This window comes from Pseudomonas farris, assembly GCF_019145235.1.
Taxonomy (GTDB): Bacteria; Pseudomonadota; Gammaproteobacteria; order Pseudomonadales; family Pseudomonadaceae; genus Aquipseudomonas; species Aquipseudomonas farris.
The window spans coordinates 140595-156001 of record NZ_JAHSTV010000009.1 but is presented as its reverse complement, the minus strand read 5'-3'; the positions used below and the strand labels follow the sequence as shown (position 1 = coordinate 156001).

Annotated in this window: 12 protein-coding genes; 10 read left to right on the top strand and 2 right to left on the bottom strand. The window is 58.3% G+C overall.

Going from position 1 to position 15407, the window contains the following annotated elements:
* Window positions 1-179 precede the first annotated feature (179 nt).
* Complete coding sequence (locus KVG95_RS19805; RefSeq protein WP_038978941.1) at window positions 180-896, top strand: SIMPL domain-containing protein; 717 nt, start codon at window positions 180-182, stop codon at window positions 894-896.
* A gap of 288 nt (window positions 897-1184) precedes the next feature.
* On the opposite strand, the gene KVG95_RS19800 is transcribed toward KVG95_RS19805, so the two are convergent.
* Window positions 1185-1553: a DUF6124 family protein gene (locus KVG95_RS19800; RefSeq protein WP_217857628.1), complete on the bottom strand. Its 369-nt coding sequence runs from the start codon at window positions 1551-1553 to the stop codon at window positions 1185-1187.
* Window positions 1554-2152: 599 nt separating this feature from the next.
* Here KVG95_RS19800 and KVG95_RS19795 point away from each other — a divergent pair.
* From KVG95_RS19795 to KVG95_RS19755, 9 genes are all read left to right on the top strand, one after another.
* Window positions 2153-3763, top strand: coding sequence for an ABC transporter substrate-binding protein (locus KVG95_RS19795; RefSeq protein WP_217857627.1), 1611 nt, complete (start codon window positions 2153-2155; stop codon window positions 3761-3763).
* A 258-nt stretch (window positions 3764-4021) separates the two neighbouring features.
* The gene (locus tag KVG95_RS19790) at window positions 4022-5647 is read left to right on the top strand and encodes an ABC transporter substrate-binding protein (RefSeq protein WP_217857626.1); all 1626 of its coding nucleotides are present in this window, start codon (window positions 4022-4024) and stop codon (window positions 5645-5647) included.
* Between the two features lie 299 nt (window positions 5648-5946).
* Window positions 5947-7548, top strand: coding sequence for an ABC transporter substrate-binding protein (locus KVG95_RS19785; protein ID WP_217857625.1), 1602 nt, complete (start codon window positions 5947-5949; stop codon window positions 7546-7548).
* 171 nt (window positions 7549-7719) lie between these two features.
* Window positions 7720-9141 carry an OprD family porin gene (locus KVG95_RS19780; protein WP_217857624.1) on the top strand — a complete coding sequence of 474 codons (1422 nt, stop codon included), beginning with the start codon at window positions 7720-7722 and terminating at the stop codon, window positions 9139-9141.
* Window positions 9142-9216: 75 nt separating this feature from the next.
* The gene (locus KVG95_RS19775; protein ID WP_217857623.1) at window positions 9217-10812 is read left to right on the top strand and encodes an ABC transporter substrate-binding protein; all 1596 of its coding nucleotides are present in this window, start codon (window positions 9217-9219) and stop codon (window positions 10810-10812) included.
* 73 nt (window positions 10813-10885) lie between these two features.
* Window positions 10886-11896 (top strand): ABC transporter permease subunit, encoded by a 1011-nt coding sequence (locus KVG95_RS19770; RefSeq protein WP_007900379.1) that lies wholly within the window; start codon window positions 10886-10888, stop codon window positions 11894-11896.
* Window positions 11897-11906: 10 nt separating this feature from the next.
* A complete protein-coding gene (locus KVG95_RS19765) occupies window positions 11907-12818 on the top strand; it encodes an ABC transporter permease subunit (RefSeq protein WP_217857622.1) in 912 nt (303 codons plus the stop codon).
* A 10-nt stretch (window positions 12819-12828) separates the two neighbouring features.
* Window positions 12829-13797, top strand: a complete 969-nt coding sequence (locus tag KVG95_RS19760) for an ABC transporter ATP-binding protein (protein ID WP_052965616.1) — start codon at window positions 12829-12831, stop codon at window positions 13795-13797.
* Window positions 13797-14777, top strand: coding sequence for a peptide ABC transporter ATP-binding protein (locus tag KVG95_RS19755; protein WP_217857621.1), 981 nt, complete (start codon window positions 13797-13799; stop codon window positions 14775-14777). Before KVG95_RS19760 ends, KVG95_RS19755 begins: the two co-directional genes overlap by 1 nt.
* A gap of 190 nt (window positions 14778-14967) precedes the next feature.
* Here KVG95_RS19755 and KVG95_RS19750 read toward each other — a convergent pair whose 3' ends face one another.
* Window positions 14968-15180: a hypothetical protein gene (locus tag KVG95_RS19750; protein WP_217857620.1), complete on the bottom strand. Its 213-nt coding sequence runs from the start codon at window positions 15178-15180 to the stop codon at window positions 14968-14970.
* Window positions 15181-15407 lie beyond the last annotated feature (227 nt).

The window sequence follows — 15407 nt, the reverse complement described above, 5'->3', positions numbered from 1 at the left end:
GGTGGCAGGATTTGGGACTGCTTCGCAGTCCAACGGGGGCAAGCCCCCTCGCCACAGGGTCACCTGCCTTCCATCTGTATAGAAGTTGTAACTGTGCGAACCGGGCCATTGAAGCTAGAGTCTGATGGTTTCACGCAGGTTCGGACCTCAACCCCTGCGCACCGTCCAAGGAGCTTTTCATGCACACATTGCGCCGCAGCGCCGCCCTTCTTGCCTTAAGCGTTGGCACCGTCGTCAGCCTCCCGGCCTTGGCCGTCGACGAACTGCATTACAACCAGATCTCCCTGCGCGCCGAAGTCAGCCAGGAAGTGGCCCGCGACCTGATGATCGTGACCCTCTACACCGAAGAGCAAAACACCGACCCGGCCAAACTCGCCGCCGACGTCAGTACCACCATGAACAAAGCACTGGCCCAGGCTAAAGAAGTCAAAGACATCACCCTGCGTCAGGGTAGCCGCAACAGCTACCCGATCTACGACACCAAAGGCCAGAAAATCACCGGCTGGCGTGAACGCGCCGAACTGCGCCTGGAAAGCTCGGACTTCGCTGCCCTCTCCAAACTCACCGGCGAACTGCTCACCGACCTGAAAATGGGCGGCATGGACTTCGCCATCGCCACCCCAACCCGCAAAGCCAGCGAAGACGCCCTGCTCAAAGAAGCCGTGACCGCCTTCAAGTCCCGCGCCCAACTGGCCACCGATGCCCTGGGCGGCAAAAGCTACAAAATCGTCAACCTGAACCTCAACAGCAACGGTTATCCACAACCGTACATGCGCGGGCCGATGATGATGAAAGCTGCCGGCATGGACTCTGCGCCGGTGACCCCGGAAGTTGAAGCTGGGACCAGCCAGGTCAGCATGACGGCGGATGGGGCGATTGAAGTGTTGATGCAGTGATTGGATAAGGGTTAAACGAAAACCGGCGATCAATAAGTGATCGCCGGTTTTTTTGTGCCCTGAAGAAATGGAGTTTGTCCGTCAGGCCTTGTGTTGATTGACCTGCCGTCAATCGCGGGCAAGTCGAATCGTCGCACCGCCGCTCCCACAAGGTCATGCGCCAATTTCAAATCAGCACAAATCCTGTGGGAGCGGGCTTGCTCGCGAAAGCGGTGTGTCAGTCACTGCGATGTTGGATGTGCCGCCGTCTTCGCGAGCAAGCCCGCTCCCACATTGTTTGCGGTATGTCTACGCCGGATCGACGTTATCCAACGCCCGGTTCACCGCCAATTCCGCCACCATGATGACCTGTTGAATCGCCAATGCCGTGTGGCGCTGCGGGCCAATCAGATTGTTGGCGAAATCACTGGCCAGGACACTCGCTGAGGCCAACGATTCGTAGGCGTGGGCCAGCAGGCTTTCGGTGCCGACATCCGGGGCGACCATGAACATGGTGCTGGGGCGACGGGGTTTTTCTGTGTATTGCGCGGGGGGATCAAGGTAGTAGTCGAGGGCGCGTTTTATGGCTTCGCGGTCTTTGAGTAATTCTTCGGTGCGCGATGCTTCTGCGTTGGGTGTGGTGGTATTGAAGGGTGGGTCGGGGATTAATTTGTCCATTGAAAAATTTCTCCAGCGTTGGAGCCTCCACTTGCCGCTTCTCACACGGCGAAGAGGTGGCAGCTATGTGCGAGGTGAGAAGACCGGTTATGGACACCCGGCCGGACCGAAGTCCGCCCGCACACAGCCGCCATAACGCATTTGCAGGCAGCAATAAGCTGGCAGCGATTATGCGTGTACAGACACTGGATGACCATAAGTTGCCGGGCTCTCACACCCGATCGCTGAGTTGTCAGCGACAGCCAAAGGTTATTGAGCCCGCGTCCGACCGACAACCTGAAAAATGCGTGGGAAAGGTCTGAGTTCTGACACACCCGTTAAACATTCAAAAGCGGAACGCAGAGCGTCCCTGGCGGCATTCCCACGCGGGAGCGTTGGAACGATCAATCTCACGTCTGACGCCGAATGCTCATCTGACACAGCTCCTACGTGGGATTGTGTACACCCGCCATAGACTGGTCGACTAAAAGGCCGCCAAGCCAACAACCAGCTTGAATATGCCGAGATAGAGGGGTCTCCCTTACAAACGGATATTTCCGTCAATCTCACCAACAACGCTACCCTCAGGAAAACACCGCCGCCAAGCCCTCGGGGACTCCATGGAAAGAACCACCGTCAAACCACTTCTACTCGCCCTTACCCTCGCCACAATCGCCTCCACCGCCCCACTCGCCCAAGCCGCCACCACCCTGGTCTACTGCTCCGAAGCCAGCCCCGCCGGCTTCGACCCCAGCCAATACACCAGCGGCACCGACTTCGACGCCTCCGCCGAAACCGTCTTCAACCGCCTCACCCAATTCAAACGCGGCGGCACCGAAGTCGAACCCGGTCTGGCCACTAGCTGGGAAGTGTCCAAGGACGGCCTCAGCTACACCTTTCACCTGCGCGACGGCGTGAAATTCCACACCACCGACTACTTCACCCCGACCCGCGACTTCAACGCCGACGACGTGTTGTTCACCTTCCAGCGCCTGCTCGACCCGCAGAATGCGTTCCGTAAAGCCTACCCCGCCGAGTCGCCGTACTTCACCGACATGGGCCTGAACACCACGATCAAAAGCATCGACAAGACCGACGACCACACCGTGCGCTTCAGCCTGAACAACATCGACGCCGCGTTCGTACAAAACCTCGCCATGAGCTTCGCCTCGGTGCAGTCCGCCGAATACGCCGCGCAATTGTTGAAAGAAGGCAAAGCTGCCGACCTCAACCAGAAACCGGTCGGCACCGGCCCCTTCGTGTTCAAGCGCTATCAAAAGGACTCGCAGATCCGCTACGCCGCCAACAAGGCCTACTGGAAACCCGAGGACGTGAAACTCGATAACCTGATTTTCTCGATCACACCCGACGCCGCCGTGCGCTTGCAGAAACTCAAGGCCGGCGAGTGCCAGGTCAGCGGCTACCCGCGCCCGGCAGACATTGAAGTGATGGAGAAAGATCCAAACTTGCGGGTACTCAAACAAGCCGGTTTCAACCTCGGCTTCCTCGCCTACAACGTGACCCATCCGCCACTGGACCAGCTCAAGGTCCGTCAAGCCCTGGACATGGCTATCGACAAACCGGCGATCATCAAAGCGGTCTACCAGAGTGCCGGGCAACTGGCGCAGAACGCTTTGCCGCCGGCGCAATGGTCCTATGACCCGAGTATCAAAGACGCACCGCACGACCCGACCAAAGCCCGCGCGCTACTAAAAGAAGCAGGGGTTGCGCCCGGTACTACTATCGATTTGTGGGCCATGACCGTGCAGCGTGCCTCCAACCCCAACGCGCGGATGTCGGCACAGATGATCCAGCAGGATTGGGAGAAAGTCGGTATCAAGGCCAACATCGTCAGTTACGAATGGGGCGAGTACATCAAGCGCGCCAAGAACGGCGAACACGACGCCATGATTTACGGCTGGACAGGCGACAACGGTGACCCGGACAACTGGCTCGGCGTGCTCTATAGCTGCGCCGCGGTGAAAGGCAGCAACTACGCCAAGTGGTGCGACCCGGCCTACGACAAGCTGGTGCAGCAAGCCAAGGTGTCCACGGACAAACAGCAGCGGGTCAACCTGTACCAACAGGCACAGCAAATCCTTAAGCAACAGGTGCCGATTACACCGATTGCGAATTCGACGGTGTTCCAGCCACTGCGCAAGGAAGTCACCGACTTCAAGATCAGCCCTTTCGGCCTTACCCCCTTCTATGGAGTGGGTATAAATAAGTAACACCAGGCTCCAACCGGGTGCGCCAAACGCCCCGGTTGCCCCTTGTCGGTGCGCGATTTGCACCGTAAAAAACCTGCGCAAACGGTCAAATGCGTCAGTAATTATACATATGCGACATTAAGGTACGTTCGTGCCACTGTTTAAGGTTTGTAACCATTCCGGATCTTGCATTGGGTATGGCCCCTGCGTAAGTATCCGCAGGTCGACTCACGAGGTCGTCCTCTAATTCCAAAAATGACAACAAATCATGAGGCCACCATGCTTAAACACGCGGTCATTCCGTTTTTAGTCGGCGCAAGCTTATTAGCCAGCGCACCTTTCGCCGTCGCTGCGACTAACCTGGTGTTTTGCTCCGAAGGGAGCCCGGCCGGTTTTGATCCTGGTCAGTACACCACCGGAACCGACTTCGACGCCTCTGCAGAAACCATGTTCAACCGTCTGACCCAGTTCGAGCGCGGCGGCACCGCCGTTGTTCCTGGTCTGGCGACCAAGTGGGACATCTCTGATGACGGCCTGACTTACACCTTCCACCTGCGTGAAGGCGTCAAGTTCCACACCACCCCGTACTTCAAGCCGACTCGTGAGTTCAACGCCGACGACGTGCTGTTCACCTTCAATCGCATGATTAACAAGGATGACCCGTTCCGTAAGGCGTACCCGACCGAATTCCCGTACTTTACCGACATGGGGATGGATACCAACATCACCAAGATCGATAAAGTCGACGACCACACCGTCAAGTTCACCCTCAAAGAAGTTGATGCCGCGTTCATTCAGAACATGGCCATGAGTTTCGCCTCGGTCCAGTCCGCCGAGTACGCTGCCCAGCTGCTCAAGGAAGGCAAAGCCGCCGACATCAACCAGAAGCCGGTCGGTACTGGCCCGTTTGTGTTCAAGAGCTACCAGAAAGACTCCAACATCCGCTACACCGGGAACAAGGACTACTGGAAGCCTGACGACGTGAAGATCGACAACTTGATCTTCGCCATCACCACCGACCCGTCGGTGCGTATTCAGAAGCTGAAGAAGAACGAGTGCCAGATCACTCTGTTCCCACGTCCAGCCGACTTGAAGGCGCTGAAGGAAGACAAGACCCTGAAGGTGCCTGATCAGGCCGGTTTCAACCTGGGTTACATCGCCTATAACGTGATGGACAAGATCAAGGGCAGTGATCAGCCAAACCCGATGGCCCAGTTGAAAGTGCGTCAGGCACTGGACATGGCCGTCAACAAGCAACAGATCATCGACTCGGTTTACCAGGGCGCCGGCCAACTGGCTGTCAACGCCATGCCACCGACCCAATGGTCTTATGACACCACCATCAAGGATGCGCCGTACAACCCTGAGAAAGCTAAAGCGCTGCTCAAGGAAGCCGGCATCAAGGAAGGCACCGAGATCAACCTGTGGGCGATGCCGGTGCAGCGTCCTTACAACCCGAACGCCAAGCTGATGGCGGAAATGCTACAGTCCGACTGGGCCAAGGTCGGTATCAAGGCCAAGATCGTCACCTACGAATGGGGCGAATACATCAAGCGTTCCAAGGGCGGCGAGAACCAGGCGATGATCATCGGCTGGAGCGGCGACAATGGTGACCCGGACAACTGGCTGAACGTACTGTTCGGCTGCGACTCTCTGCAGGGCAACAACTTCTCCAAGTGGTGCGACAAGAAATTCGACGGCATCGTTAAAGAAGCCAAGCGCACTACCGATCAGGCCAAGCGCACCGAACTGTACAAACAGGCGCAACACGTCCTCAAAGACGCCGTTCCAATGACACCTATCGCTCACTCGACGGTGTTCCAACCCATGCGCGACAACGTGCAGGACTTCAAGATCAGCCCGTTTGGCTTGAACTCCTTCTACGGCGTCAGCGTCAGCAAATAAGGTTTGGCAACGGCGACGTTATTCACGTTGCCGTTGCTTTATCTGCCGAGAAAGTAGGAATCAACTGACAGCCAAATCCGCTGCGCACCACAGCAGAGGTTTAGGACGCGTCGCCTTTTCCTACGAGTCTTTCAGGCATTTACGCATTTACTGCCAGACCCACGGCTCATACCGTCGGGATCTGACCAGTTCATGCGTGGGCTCTCGGTTTGCTGCGTGCAATGGTTTGAGATCAATGAAGCCCCACGTTTCCGGACGGGACCACGGCTCATTGCACAACACTAAAAAGAGGGAGCGTCATGCGCCATACCTTGGTTTTATCCGCATTGCTGAGCACCGGCCTGCTGGCCGTCACTTCCATCAGCCAGGCCGCCAATAACAGCCTGGTGTTCTGCTCCGAAGGCAGCCCCGCAGGCTTCGACACTGCGCAATACACCACGGCGACCGATAACGACGCCGCCGAGCCGCTGTACAACCGATTGGCAGAATTTGAAAAAGGCGCCACTAACGTCGTACCGGGCCTGGCAACGAGCTGGGATATTTCCGAGGACGGTCTCAAGTACACGTTTCACCTGCGCGAAGGGGTGAAATTTCACACGACCAAATACTTCACACCGACCCGCGATTTCAACGCCGATGACGTGCTGTTCACCTTCAATCGTATGCTCGATCCACAGCAACCCTTCCGTAAGGCTTATCCGACCGAGTTCCCGTATTTCAACGGGATGAGCCTGAACAAGAACATCGCCAAGGTCGAGAAGACCGGGCCGCTGACCGTGGTGATGACGCTCAACAGCGTCGACGCCGCATTCATCCAGAACATCGCCATGAGCTTCGCCGCGATCCTGTCTGCCGAATACGCCGACCAGTTACTGGCCTCCGGCAAGCCGAGCGAGATCAACCAGAAGCCGATCGGCACTGGCCCGTTCGTGTTCAAGAGCTACCAGAAAGATTCCAACATCCGTTACAGCGGCAACAAGCAGTACTGGGACCCGAGCCGGGTCAAGCTCGACAACCTGATTTTCGCCATCAACACCGACGCCTCGGTGCGCGTGCAGAAGCTCAAGGCCAACGAATGCCAGATCACCCTGCACCCGCGCCCGGCCGACGTGACCGCGCTGAAAAACGATCCGAAACTGCAACTGATCGAAAAGCCTGGCTTCAACCTTGGTTACATCGCCTATAACGTGCGGCACAAACCGTTCGACCAGCTTGAAGTGCGCCAGGCGCTGGACATGGCGGTGAACAAGCAAGGCATTCTCAACGCGGTGTATCAAGGCGCCGGGCAACTGGCGCAAAACGCCATGCCACCGACCCAATGGTCCTACGACGATACCGTCAAGGACGCCGCCTATAACCCGGAAAAAGCCAAGGAATTGCTCAAGGCTGCCGGCGTCAAGGAAGGCACCGAAATCACCCTCTGGGCCATGCCGGTTCAGCGTCCGTACAACCCCAACGCCAAGCTGATGGCCGAAATGCTCCAGGCGGATTGGGCGAAGATCGGCCTCAAGGTCAAGATCGTCAGCTACGAATGGGGCGAGTACATCAAGCGCACCAAGAACGGCGAGCACGACATCAGCCTGATCGGCTGGACCGGTGACAATGGTGACCCGGACAACTGGCTCGGCACGCTTTACAGCTGCGATGCCATTGGCGGCAACAACTACTCCATGTGGTGTGATCCGGCCTACGACAAGCTGATCAAGCAGGCCAAGGTCGTCACCGACCGCGACCAGCGCACCGTGCTCTACAAACAGGCTCAGCAATTGCTCAAGCAGCAAGTGCCGATCACGCCTGTCGCCCACTCGACGGTCAACCAGCCGTTGAGCGCCAAAGTCGAAGGATTCAAGGTGAGTCCTTTCGGTCGGAACGTGTTCTCGGGCGTCAGTATCGACCAATAACCGATTAACCAAAACGCTGGGGGCGGATTCCGCCCTCATGCAAGCGTATTGCCGTAATTCGCCAATCTGGCCTATAGCAAACGTTTGCGATGCCTGCATGAGTTCTAAACCAAATAGCCGGATCACCAAAAAAGACCGGCATTTAAAAAAAGAAAGTAAGGAGCTTCACCCATGAAACTGAGCAGCACCGCGTTATTGGCCTTGGCCATCAGCAGCGTGACCGCCACGGCTTACGCAGAACCTGCAAGTCAGGAGTTTGTCCCTACCACATTGGCCGGCAGTAGCGCCCAAAGCGAGGCCAAAGGCTTTATCGATGGACAAAGCCTGGGCGGCACAACGCGTAACTGGTATGCCAACGAACTGAAACGTCGTGACGACACCTTCAGCTACAAGAAAAACAGCGTGAAGAACGATCCGAGCGCCCCTAGCACCCCGACACCACGTCGTATCAACTGGGTTCAGGGCACTATCGTCAACTACACCTCGGGCTTCACCCAGGGCACCGTTGGCGTCAGCACCGAAGTCGCCGCCTACAACGCCATCGTTCTGGACCGTGACCGCAAGGATATTGCCGGCGGCTCCAACCGCACCCTGGCAGACTCCAACGGCGATGCCGTCGACCAGTGGAGCAAACTGGGTCTGGCCAACGCCAAGTTCCGTGTATCGAACACCACCTTGACCGCCGGTCGTCAGAACTTCAGCACTCCAATCGTTGATGTCATCGGCAACCGCGCACTGCCTTCGAGCTTTGAAGGTATCAGCCTGCACAGCGAAGAATTCAATAACCTGTCGTTCGACCTGGCCGGTTTCGACCGCGTTTCGCCACGTACCGAACAGAGCCTGTCGAAGTTCCGCAGCGAGTACTCCGCCACCGGCGTTGAAACCGACAAGGTCTACACCGCAGGCGTGAACTACCAGCCGTTCAAGAGCCTGAAAACCAGCCTGTACGGCGCCAACGTCGAAGACTTCTGGAACCAGTACTACTTCGGCGCCACCCACGAGCTGGGTGACAGCCAGGTGCTGAGTCTGACCACCGGCCTGAACTACTACAAAACCGTCGACGAAGGCAAAAAGTTGATGGGTGAGATCGACAACGACACCTACTCGCTGTCACTCGGCCTGACTCACCAGGCTCACAGCCTGACCTTCTCGTACCAGGAAGTGAACGGCGACACGTATTTCGACTACCTGCACGAAACCAACGGCATCTACCTGGCCAACTCCTTGCTGTCGGACTTCAACGGCCCGAACGAGAAATCCTTCCAGATTGCCTACGGCCTGAACATGGCCGAATACGGCGTGCCAGGCCTGAAGTTCAACATCTACCAGGCGCGCGGCTGGGGCATTGACGGTACTCACTACCGCGGCACGGCTTACACCGATCCGGGCGCCAAGCGCGGCGACCTGAGCCTGATGGACGGCGAAACCCACTACGAATACGGCATCGGCGCGTCCTACGCCGTGCAGAGCGGCCCACTCAAGGCTACCGCCATCCGCGCGACGTACACCACTCACCGTGCCAGCGAAAATCAGGCTGACGGCAACATCAACGAGTTCCGTCTCGTGACCACCATCCCGTTCAACATTTTGTAAAACGTATGCCTGCGGCTGACTCATGATGAGTCGGCCGTCTGGCTTTTCTGTTCAACCGATTGCAGAGGGCTCTAGATGAAAATGCTTCCCCTACGAGCGGCCATCGCTGCCGCGTTGCTGAGTGTCGCCGTCGGCGTCTCGGCCAAACCCTTGGTGGTCTGTACCGAAGCCAGTCCGGAAGGCTTCGATATGGTCCAGTACACGACTGCAGTCACAGCCGATGCGGTGGCCGAAACCATCTTCAATCGTCTGGCGGACTTCAAGCCCGGCACCACTGACGTGATCCCGGCACTGGCCGAGTCGTGGGACATCAGCGACGACGGTCTGACCTACACGTTCCACCTGCGCAAAGGCGTCAAGTTTCACACCACCGATTACTTCAAGCCGACCCGCGACATGAATGCCGACGATGTGGTCTGGAGCTTCCAGCGTCAACTGGACCCGAAACACCCATGGCATAAGCTGTCGAGCGTGGGCTTCCCGTACTTTGAAAGCATGGGCTTCAAAGAATTGCTCAAAAGCGTCGAGAAAGTCGACGACAACACGGTCAAATTCACCCTGACCCGCCGTGAAGCGCCGTTCCTGGCCGACATCGCCATGGCCTTCTCCTCGATCTACTCCGCCGAGTACGCAGACCAGTTGCTCAAGGCCGACAAAACGGGCGACCTGAACAACAAACCGGTCGGCACCGGCCCGTTCGTCTTCCAGCGTTACGCCAAGGACGCTCAGGTTCGCTTCAAGGCCAACCCGGACTACTTCCGCGGCAAACCACCGGCTGATTCGCTGATTCTGGCGATTGCCACCGACAACAACGTGCGCCTGCAAAAGCTCAAGGCCAACGAGTGCCAGATCGCGCTGTATCCGAAACCGGATGACATCCCGAGCATCAAGAAAGACACCAACCTGAAAGTTGATGAGCTCAATGCGATGACCGTTTCGTACATCGCGATGAACACCTCGCACAAGTACATGAGTGATGTGCGCGTGCGTAAAGCCATCGACATCGCGTTCGATAAGGAAGCCTACGTCAACGCGCTATTCGGCAAAGGCAATGCGACGGTAGCGGTCAACCCGTACCCGGACACCCTGCTGGGCTACAACCACAAACTGACCAACCCGCCGCGTGACCTGGACAAGGCTCGCGCCCTGCTCAAGGAAGCCGGCGTGCCGGATGGCACCGTGTTCACCCTGTTCACCCGCAACGGCGGCGGCCCGACCAACCCGAACCCGATGCTCGGCGCGCAGATGATGCAGGCCGACCTGGCCAAGGTCGGGATCAAGGTCGATATTCGTGTCATGGAATGGGGCGAAATGCTCAAGCGCGCGAAAAACGGCGAGCACGATATGGTGTCCGCCGGTTGGGCTGGCGATAACGGCGACCCGGATAATTTCCTGACGCCTATGCTCAGTTGCGAAGCCGCCAAGAACGGCGAAAACTACGCTCGCTGGTGCAATGAAAAGTTCCAGACGTTGATCGACGAAGCCCGGGCTAAAGTGAACCCGGACGAACGCACGGCGCTCTACGAACAGGCCCAGGCCGTTTTCAATCAGGACCAGCCGTGGATCAGCATGGCGCACACCCGTATGTTCACCGCAATGCGCACCAACGTAGAGGGCTATCAAATTAGCCCCCTCACCACTAATAACTTCGCCACCACCCAGGTGAAGTAGATAAGAAACGCCCGGCCTCGCTGACCCCAGCGCTGCCGGGCACGCCTAACCGGCTGATGAGGTACCACACAAGATGTTTAGTTTTATTGCCCGCCGATTGGGGTTACTGATCCCCACGTTCTTCGGCATCACCTTGCTGACTTTCGCGTTGATTCGCATGATTCCAGGCGACCCCGTGGAAGTAATGATGGGCGAACGCAGAGTCGACCCCGAAATGCATGCTCAGGCAATGGAACGCCTAGGTCTGAACAAACCCCTGTATGCCCAATACCTGGATTACATCGGCAAGTTGGCCCACGGCGATCTCGGCGAATCCCTGCGTACCCGTGAAAGCGTCTGGACCGAGTTCAGCTCTCTATTCCCCGCGACCCTGGAATTGTCCATGGCCGCCCTGTTGTTCGCCGGCATCCTGGGCCTTCTGGCCGGGGTGATTGCGGCACTCAAGCGAGGATCCCTGTTCGACCATGGGGTGATGGGCATCTCCCTGGCGGGATACTCGATGCCGATCTTCTGGTGGGGCCTGATCCTGATCATGTTCTTCTCGGTGAGCCTGGGCTGGACGCCGGTGTCCGGGCGGATCGACCTGCTCTACGACATCGAGCCGCGCACCGGTTTCATGCTGATCGATACGCTGCTGGCCGATGACGTCGGGGCGTTCTTCGATGCCCTGCATCACCTGATCCTGCCGGCCATCGTGCTCGGCACCATCCCGCTGGCGGTGATCGCGCGGATGACCCGTTCGTCGATGCTCGAAGTGCTGCGTGAAGACTACATCCGTACCGCCCGCGCCAAAGGCCTGTCGCCGTCGCGCGTGGTGTTCGTTCACGGCCTGCGTAACGCACTGATTCCGGTACTGACCGTGGTCGGCCTGCAAGTCGGCACGTTGCTGGCCGGTGCGGTCCTGACCGAAACCATTTTCTCCTGGCCCGGCATCGGCAAATGGCTGATCGAAGCCATTGGCGCACGGGATTATCCCGTGGTGCAGAACGGCATCCTGTTAATCGCCTGCCTGGTGATTCTGGTCAACTTCGTAGTGGACATCCTCTACGGCTTTGCCAACCCACGCATCCGTCATCAGCGCTGAGATCAAGACCATGACCACTCTCACTACATCGGTAGCAGTCGATCAAAGCCTGCTGTATCCGTCCCCGTATAAAGAATTCTGGCACGCGTTCTCCAGGAACAAAGGCGCCGTCGCCGGCCTGATGTTCATGCTGCTAGTGATCTTCTGCGCGATCTTCGCGCCGTGGGTTGCGCCGCATAACCCGAGCGAGCAATACCGCGACTTCCTGCTGACCCCGCCGTCCTGGCTGGAAGGTGGGCAAATCCAGTTCCTGCTCGGCACCGATGAACTGGGTCGCGATCTGCTGTCGCGGCTGATCAACGGTTCGCGCCTGTCCCTGCTGATCGGCTTGTCGTCGGTGGTGATGTCGCTGATTCCGGGCATTCTTTTGGGTCTGTTCGCCGGGTTCTTTCCGCGCGTACTCGGCCCGACCATCATGCGTCTGATGGACATCATGCTGGCCCTGCCGTCCCTGCTGCTGGCGGTGGCGATTGTCGCCATCCTCGGCCCTGGCCTGATCAACACCATTATTGCCATCGCCGTGGTTTCGTTGCCGTCCTATGTTCGTCTGACCCGCGCCGCGGTGATGGGCGAATTGAACCGCGACTACGTGACCGCCGCGCGCCTGGCCGGTGCCGGTCTGCCACGCCTGATGTTCGTCACGGTGCTGCCCAACTGCATGGCGCCGCTGATCGTTCAGGCCACCTTGAGTTTCTCCTCGGCGATTCTCGATGCCGCGGCACTGGGCTTCCTCGGCCTTGGCGTACAACCGCCAACGCCTGAGTGGGGCACCATGCTGGCTTCGGCTCGCGACTACATCGAACGCGCCTGGTGGGTGGTGAGCTTGCCTGGTTTGACCATTTTGCTCAGCGTGCTGGCAATCAACTTGATGGGCGACGGTCTGCGCGATGCGCTGGACCCGAAACTCAAGAACGCCGCCTGAGGAGATTCAAATGTCACTGTTAGAAATCAAGAATCTCAACGTTCGCTTCGGCGACGCCAACGCCGTTCCGGTGGTCGACGGTCTCGACATTACCGTGGACAAAGGCGAAGTGCTGGCCATCGTGGGCGAATCGGGTTCCGGTAAATCCGTGACCATGATGGCGCTGATGGGCCTGATCGAGCATCCGGGGATCGTCACTGCCGACGCCCTGAATTTCGACGGCAAGAACATGCTCAAGCTCAGCAACCGTCAACGTCGGCAAATCGTCGGCAAAGACCTGGCCATGGTGTTTCAGGACCCGATGACCGCGCTGAACCCGAGCTACACCGTCGGTTTCCAGATTGAAGAAGTGCTGCGCCTGCACCTGAAAATGTCCAGAAAGGACGCCCGCAAGCGTGCCATCGAACTGCTGGAAAAAGTGGAAATCCCGGGCGCCGCCAGCCGTATGGACGCCTACCCGCATCAACTCTCCGGCGGTATGAGCCAGCGTGTGGCAATTGCCATGGCGATTGCCGGCGAACCGAAACTGCTGATCGCCGACGAACCAACCACCGCTCTGGACGTAACGATTCAGGCGCAGATCATGGATCTGTTGCTGGCCCTGCAGAAAGAGCAGGACATGGGCCTGGTGCTGATTACCCACGACCTCGCGGTTGTAGCCGAAACCGCCCAGCGCGTGTGCGTGATGTACGCCGGCCAAGCGGTTGAAGTCGGTCAGGTGCCACAACTGTTCGACATTCCGGCGCACCCGTACAGCGAAGCGCTGCTCAAGGCCATTCCGGAACACAGCCTGGGTGCCGCGCGCCTGTCGACGTTGCCGGGCATCGTTCCCGGTCGCTACGACCGTCCGCAAGGCTGCCTGTTGTCGCCGCGCTGCCCCTACGTGCAGGACAACTGCCGCACCCAGCGTCCGGCCCTTGACCCGAAAAGCAACAGCCTCGCCCGCTGCTTCTACCCGCTGAATCAGGAGGTGGCGTAATGGCCGTCGTACTTACCGCCCGCAACCTGACCCGTCACTACGAAGTGTCCCGTGGCCTGTTCAAGGGTCATGCGACCGTGCGCGCCCTCAACGGTGTGTCGTTCGAACTGGAAGCCGGCAAAACCCTCGCCGTTGTGGGCGAATCGGGTTGCGGCAAATCCACCCTGGCCCGTGCCCTGACGCTGATCGAAGAGCCCTCCTCCGGCTCCTTGAAAATCGCCGGGCAGGAAGTCGCCGGCGCTGACAAGGCTCAACGCAAGCAGCTGCGCAAAGACGTGCAGATGGTGTTCCAGAGCCCGTACGCGTCACTGAACCCACGGCAGAAAGTCGGTGATCAACTCGCCGAACCGCTGCTGATCAACACCAACCTGAGCGCCTCGGAACGTCGCGACAAAGTCCAGGCGATGATGAAACAGGTGGGCTTGCGTCCCGAGCACTACCAGCGCTATCCGCACATGTTCTCCGGCGGTCAGCGCCAGCGGATTGCCCTGGCCCGCGCGATGATGCTGCAACCGAAAGTGCTGGTGGCAGACGAACCGACCTCGGCGCTGGACGTATCGATCCAGGCGCAGGTACTCAACCTGTTCATGGATTTGCAGCAAGAGTTCAACACCGCCTACGTGTTCATCTCCCACAACCTGGCCGTGGTGCGTCACGTCGCCGATCATGTGATGGTGATGTACCTCGGCCGCCCTGTGGAGATGGGTCCGAAGAATGACATCTACGAGCGTCCTCTGCACCCGTACACCCAGGCGTTGCTGTCGGCCACTCCAACCATTCACCCGGACCCGAACAAGCCGAAAATCAAGATCGTCGGCGAACTGCCGAACCCGCTGAACCCGCCGTCCGGCTGCGCCTTCCACAAGCGCTGCCCGTATGCGACCGAGCGCTGCAGCGTCGAAGAGCCGGCCTTGCGCCTGCTCGACACCCGCCAGGTGGCTTGTCACTACGCCGAGCAATTCCTCGGCGGCGCGGCGTAACAATGTGGGAGCGAGCCTGCTCGCGATAGCGGTGTATCAGTCGGCATTAATGTCGACGGGTATGACGCCATCGCGAGCAGGCTCGCTCCCACAGGTATTGAGCGGCACGAAATATCTAAAGCGTTGATCAACCCCTTCTGCTTCGATTGCACATCAGTCCGGCAGGAGGGGTTTTCTTTTTGTCCGTCATTTACGTTTGCGTGTCTTCCTCATCCTCCTCATCGGCGTCTGGGTCGTCTTCGTCTGATTCAGTCGCAGCGATCATCAGCTCGCTGTGCACTCCTTGCCCGTTCAAGGCCTGTTTTTCATGGTTCTCACATTCTGCCCACGCCACCGCCGACGTGCCGAGGGACAGCATCACCAAAACCTTAAGCAACAACACAATGCGTTGAAAAATGCTCATAGCCGATTCCATCCTTTGTGGGTTGACGCATGGGATGCCTGAAAGGTACTGAATGAAATTTAGTTCCGATTGACCGGGTTCTCCAGACAGGACGCTACCGGGTAGCAGAAAATGTCGTTGGCGAAGAGACTGGTTTCGAATAATGGTATATCCAAACCCTCTAACAACAATGATCCAATGTGGGAGCGGGCTTGCTCGCGAAGGCGTCGGGTCAGTCGACATCAATG

What these genes read in the sequence shown, in the direction of transcription:
- KVG95_RS19800 (WP_217857628.1), bottom strand. Translation starts at nt 1,553, where the DNA reads ATGGACAAATTAATCCCCGACCCACCCTTCAATACCACCACACCCAAC.
- KVG95_RS19775 (WP_217857623.1), top strand. Translation starts at nt 9,217, where the DNA reads ATGAAAATGCTTCCCCTACGAGCGGCCATCGCTGCCGCGTTGCTGAGT.
- KVG95_RS19790 (WP_217857626.1), top strand. Translation starts at nt 4,022, where the DNA reads ATGCTTAAACACGCGGTCATTCCGTTTTTAGTCGGCGCAAGCTTATTA.
- KVG95_RS19785 (WP_217857625.1), top strand. Translation starts at nt 5,947, where the DNA reads ATGCGCCATACCTTGGTTTTATCCGCATTGCTGAGCACCGGCCTGCTG.
- KVG95_RS19750 (WP_217857620.1), bottom strand. Translation starts at nt 15,180, where the DNA reads ATGAGCATTTTTCAACGCATTGTGTTGTTGCTTAAGGTTTTGGTGATG.
- KVG95_RS19770 (WP_007900379.1), top strand. Translation starts at nt 10,886, where the DNA reads ATGTTTAGTTTTATTGCCCGCCGATTGGGGTTACTGATCCCCACGTTC.
- KVG95_RS19805 (WP_038978941.1), top strand. Translation starts at nt 180, where the DNA reads ATGCACACATTGCGCCGCAGCGCCGCCCTTCTTGCCTTAAGCGTTGGC.
- KVG95_RS19780 (WP_217857624.1), top strand. Translation starts at nt 7,720, where the DNA reads ATGAAACTGAGCAGCACCGCGTTATTGGCCTTGGCCATCAGCAGCGTG.
- KVG95_RS19765 (WP_217857622.1), top strand. Translation starts at nt 11,907, where the DNA reads ATGACCACTCTCACTACATCGGTAGCAGTCGATCAAAGCCTGCTGTAT.
- KVG95_RS19755 (WP_217857621.1), top strand. Translation starts at nt 13,797, where the DNA reads ATGGCCGTCGTACTTACCGCCCGCAACCTGACCCGTCACTACGAAGTG.
- KVG95_RS19760 (WP_052965616.1), top strand. Translation starts at nt 12,829, where the DNA reads ATGTCACTGTTAGAAATCAAGAATCTCAACGTTCGCTTCGGCGACGCC.
- KVG95_RS19795 (WP_217857627.1), top strand. Translation starts at nt 2,153, where the DNA reads ATGGAAAGAACCACCGTCAAACCACTTCTACTCGCCCTTACCCTCGCC.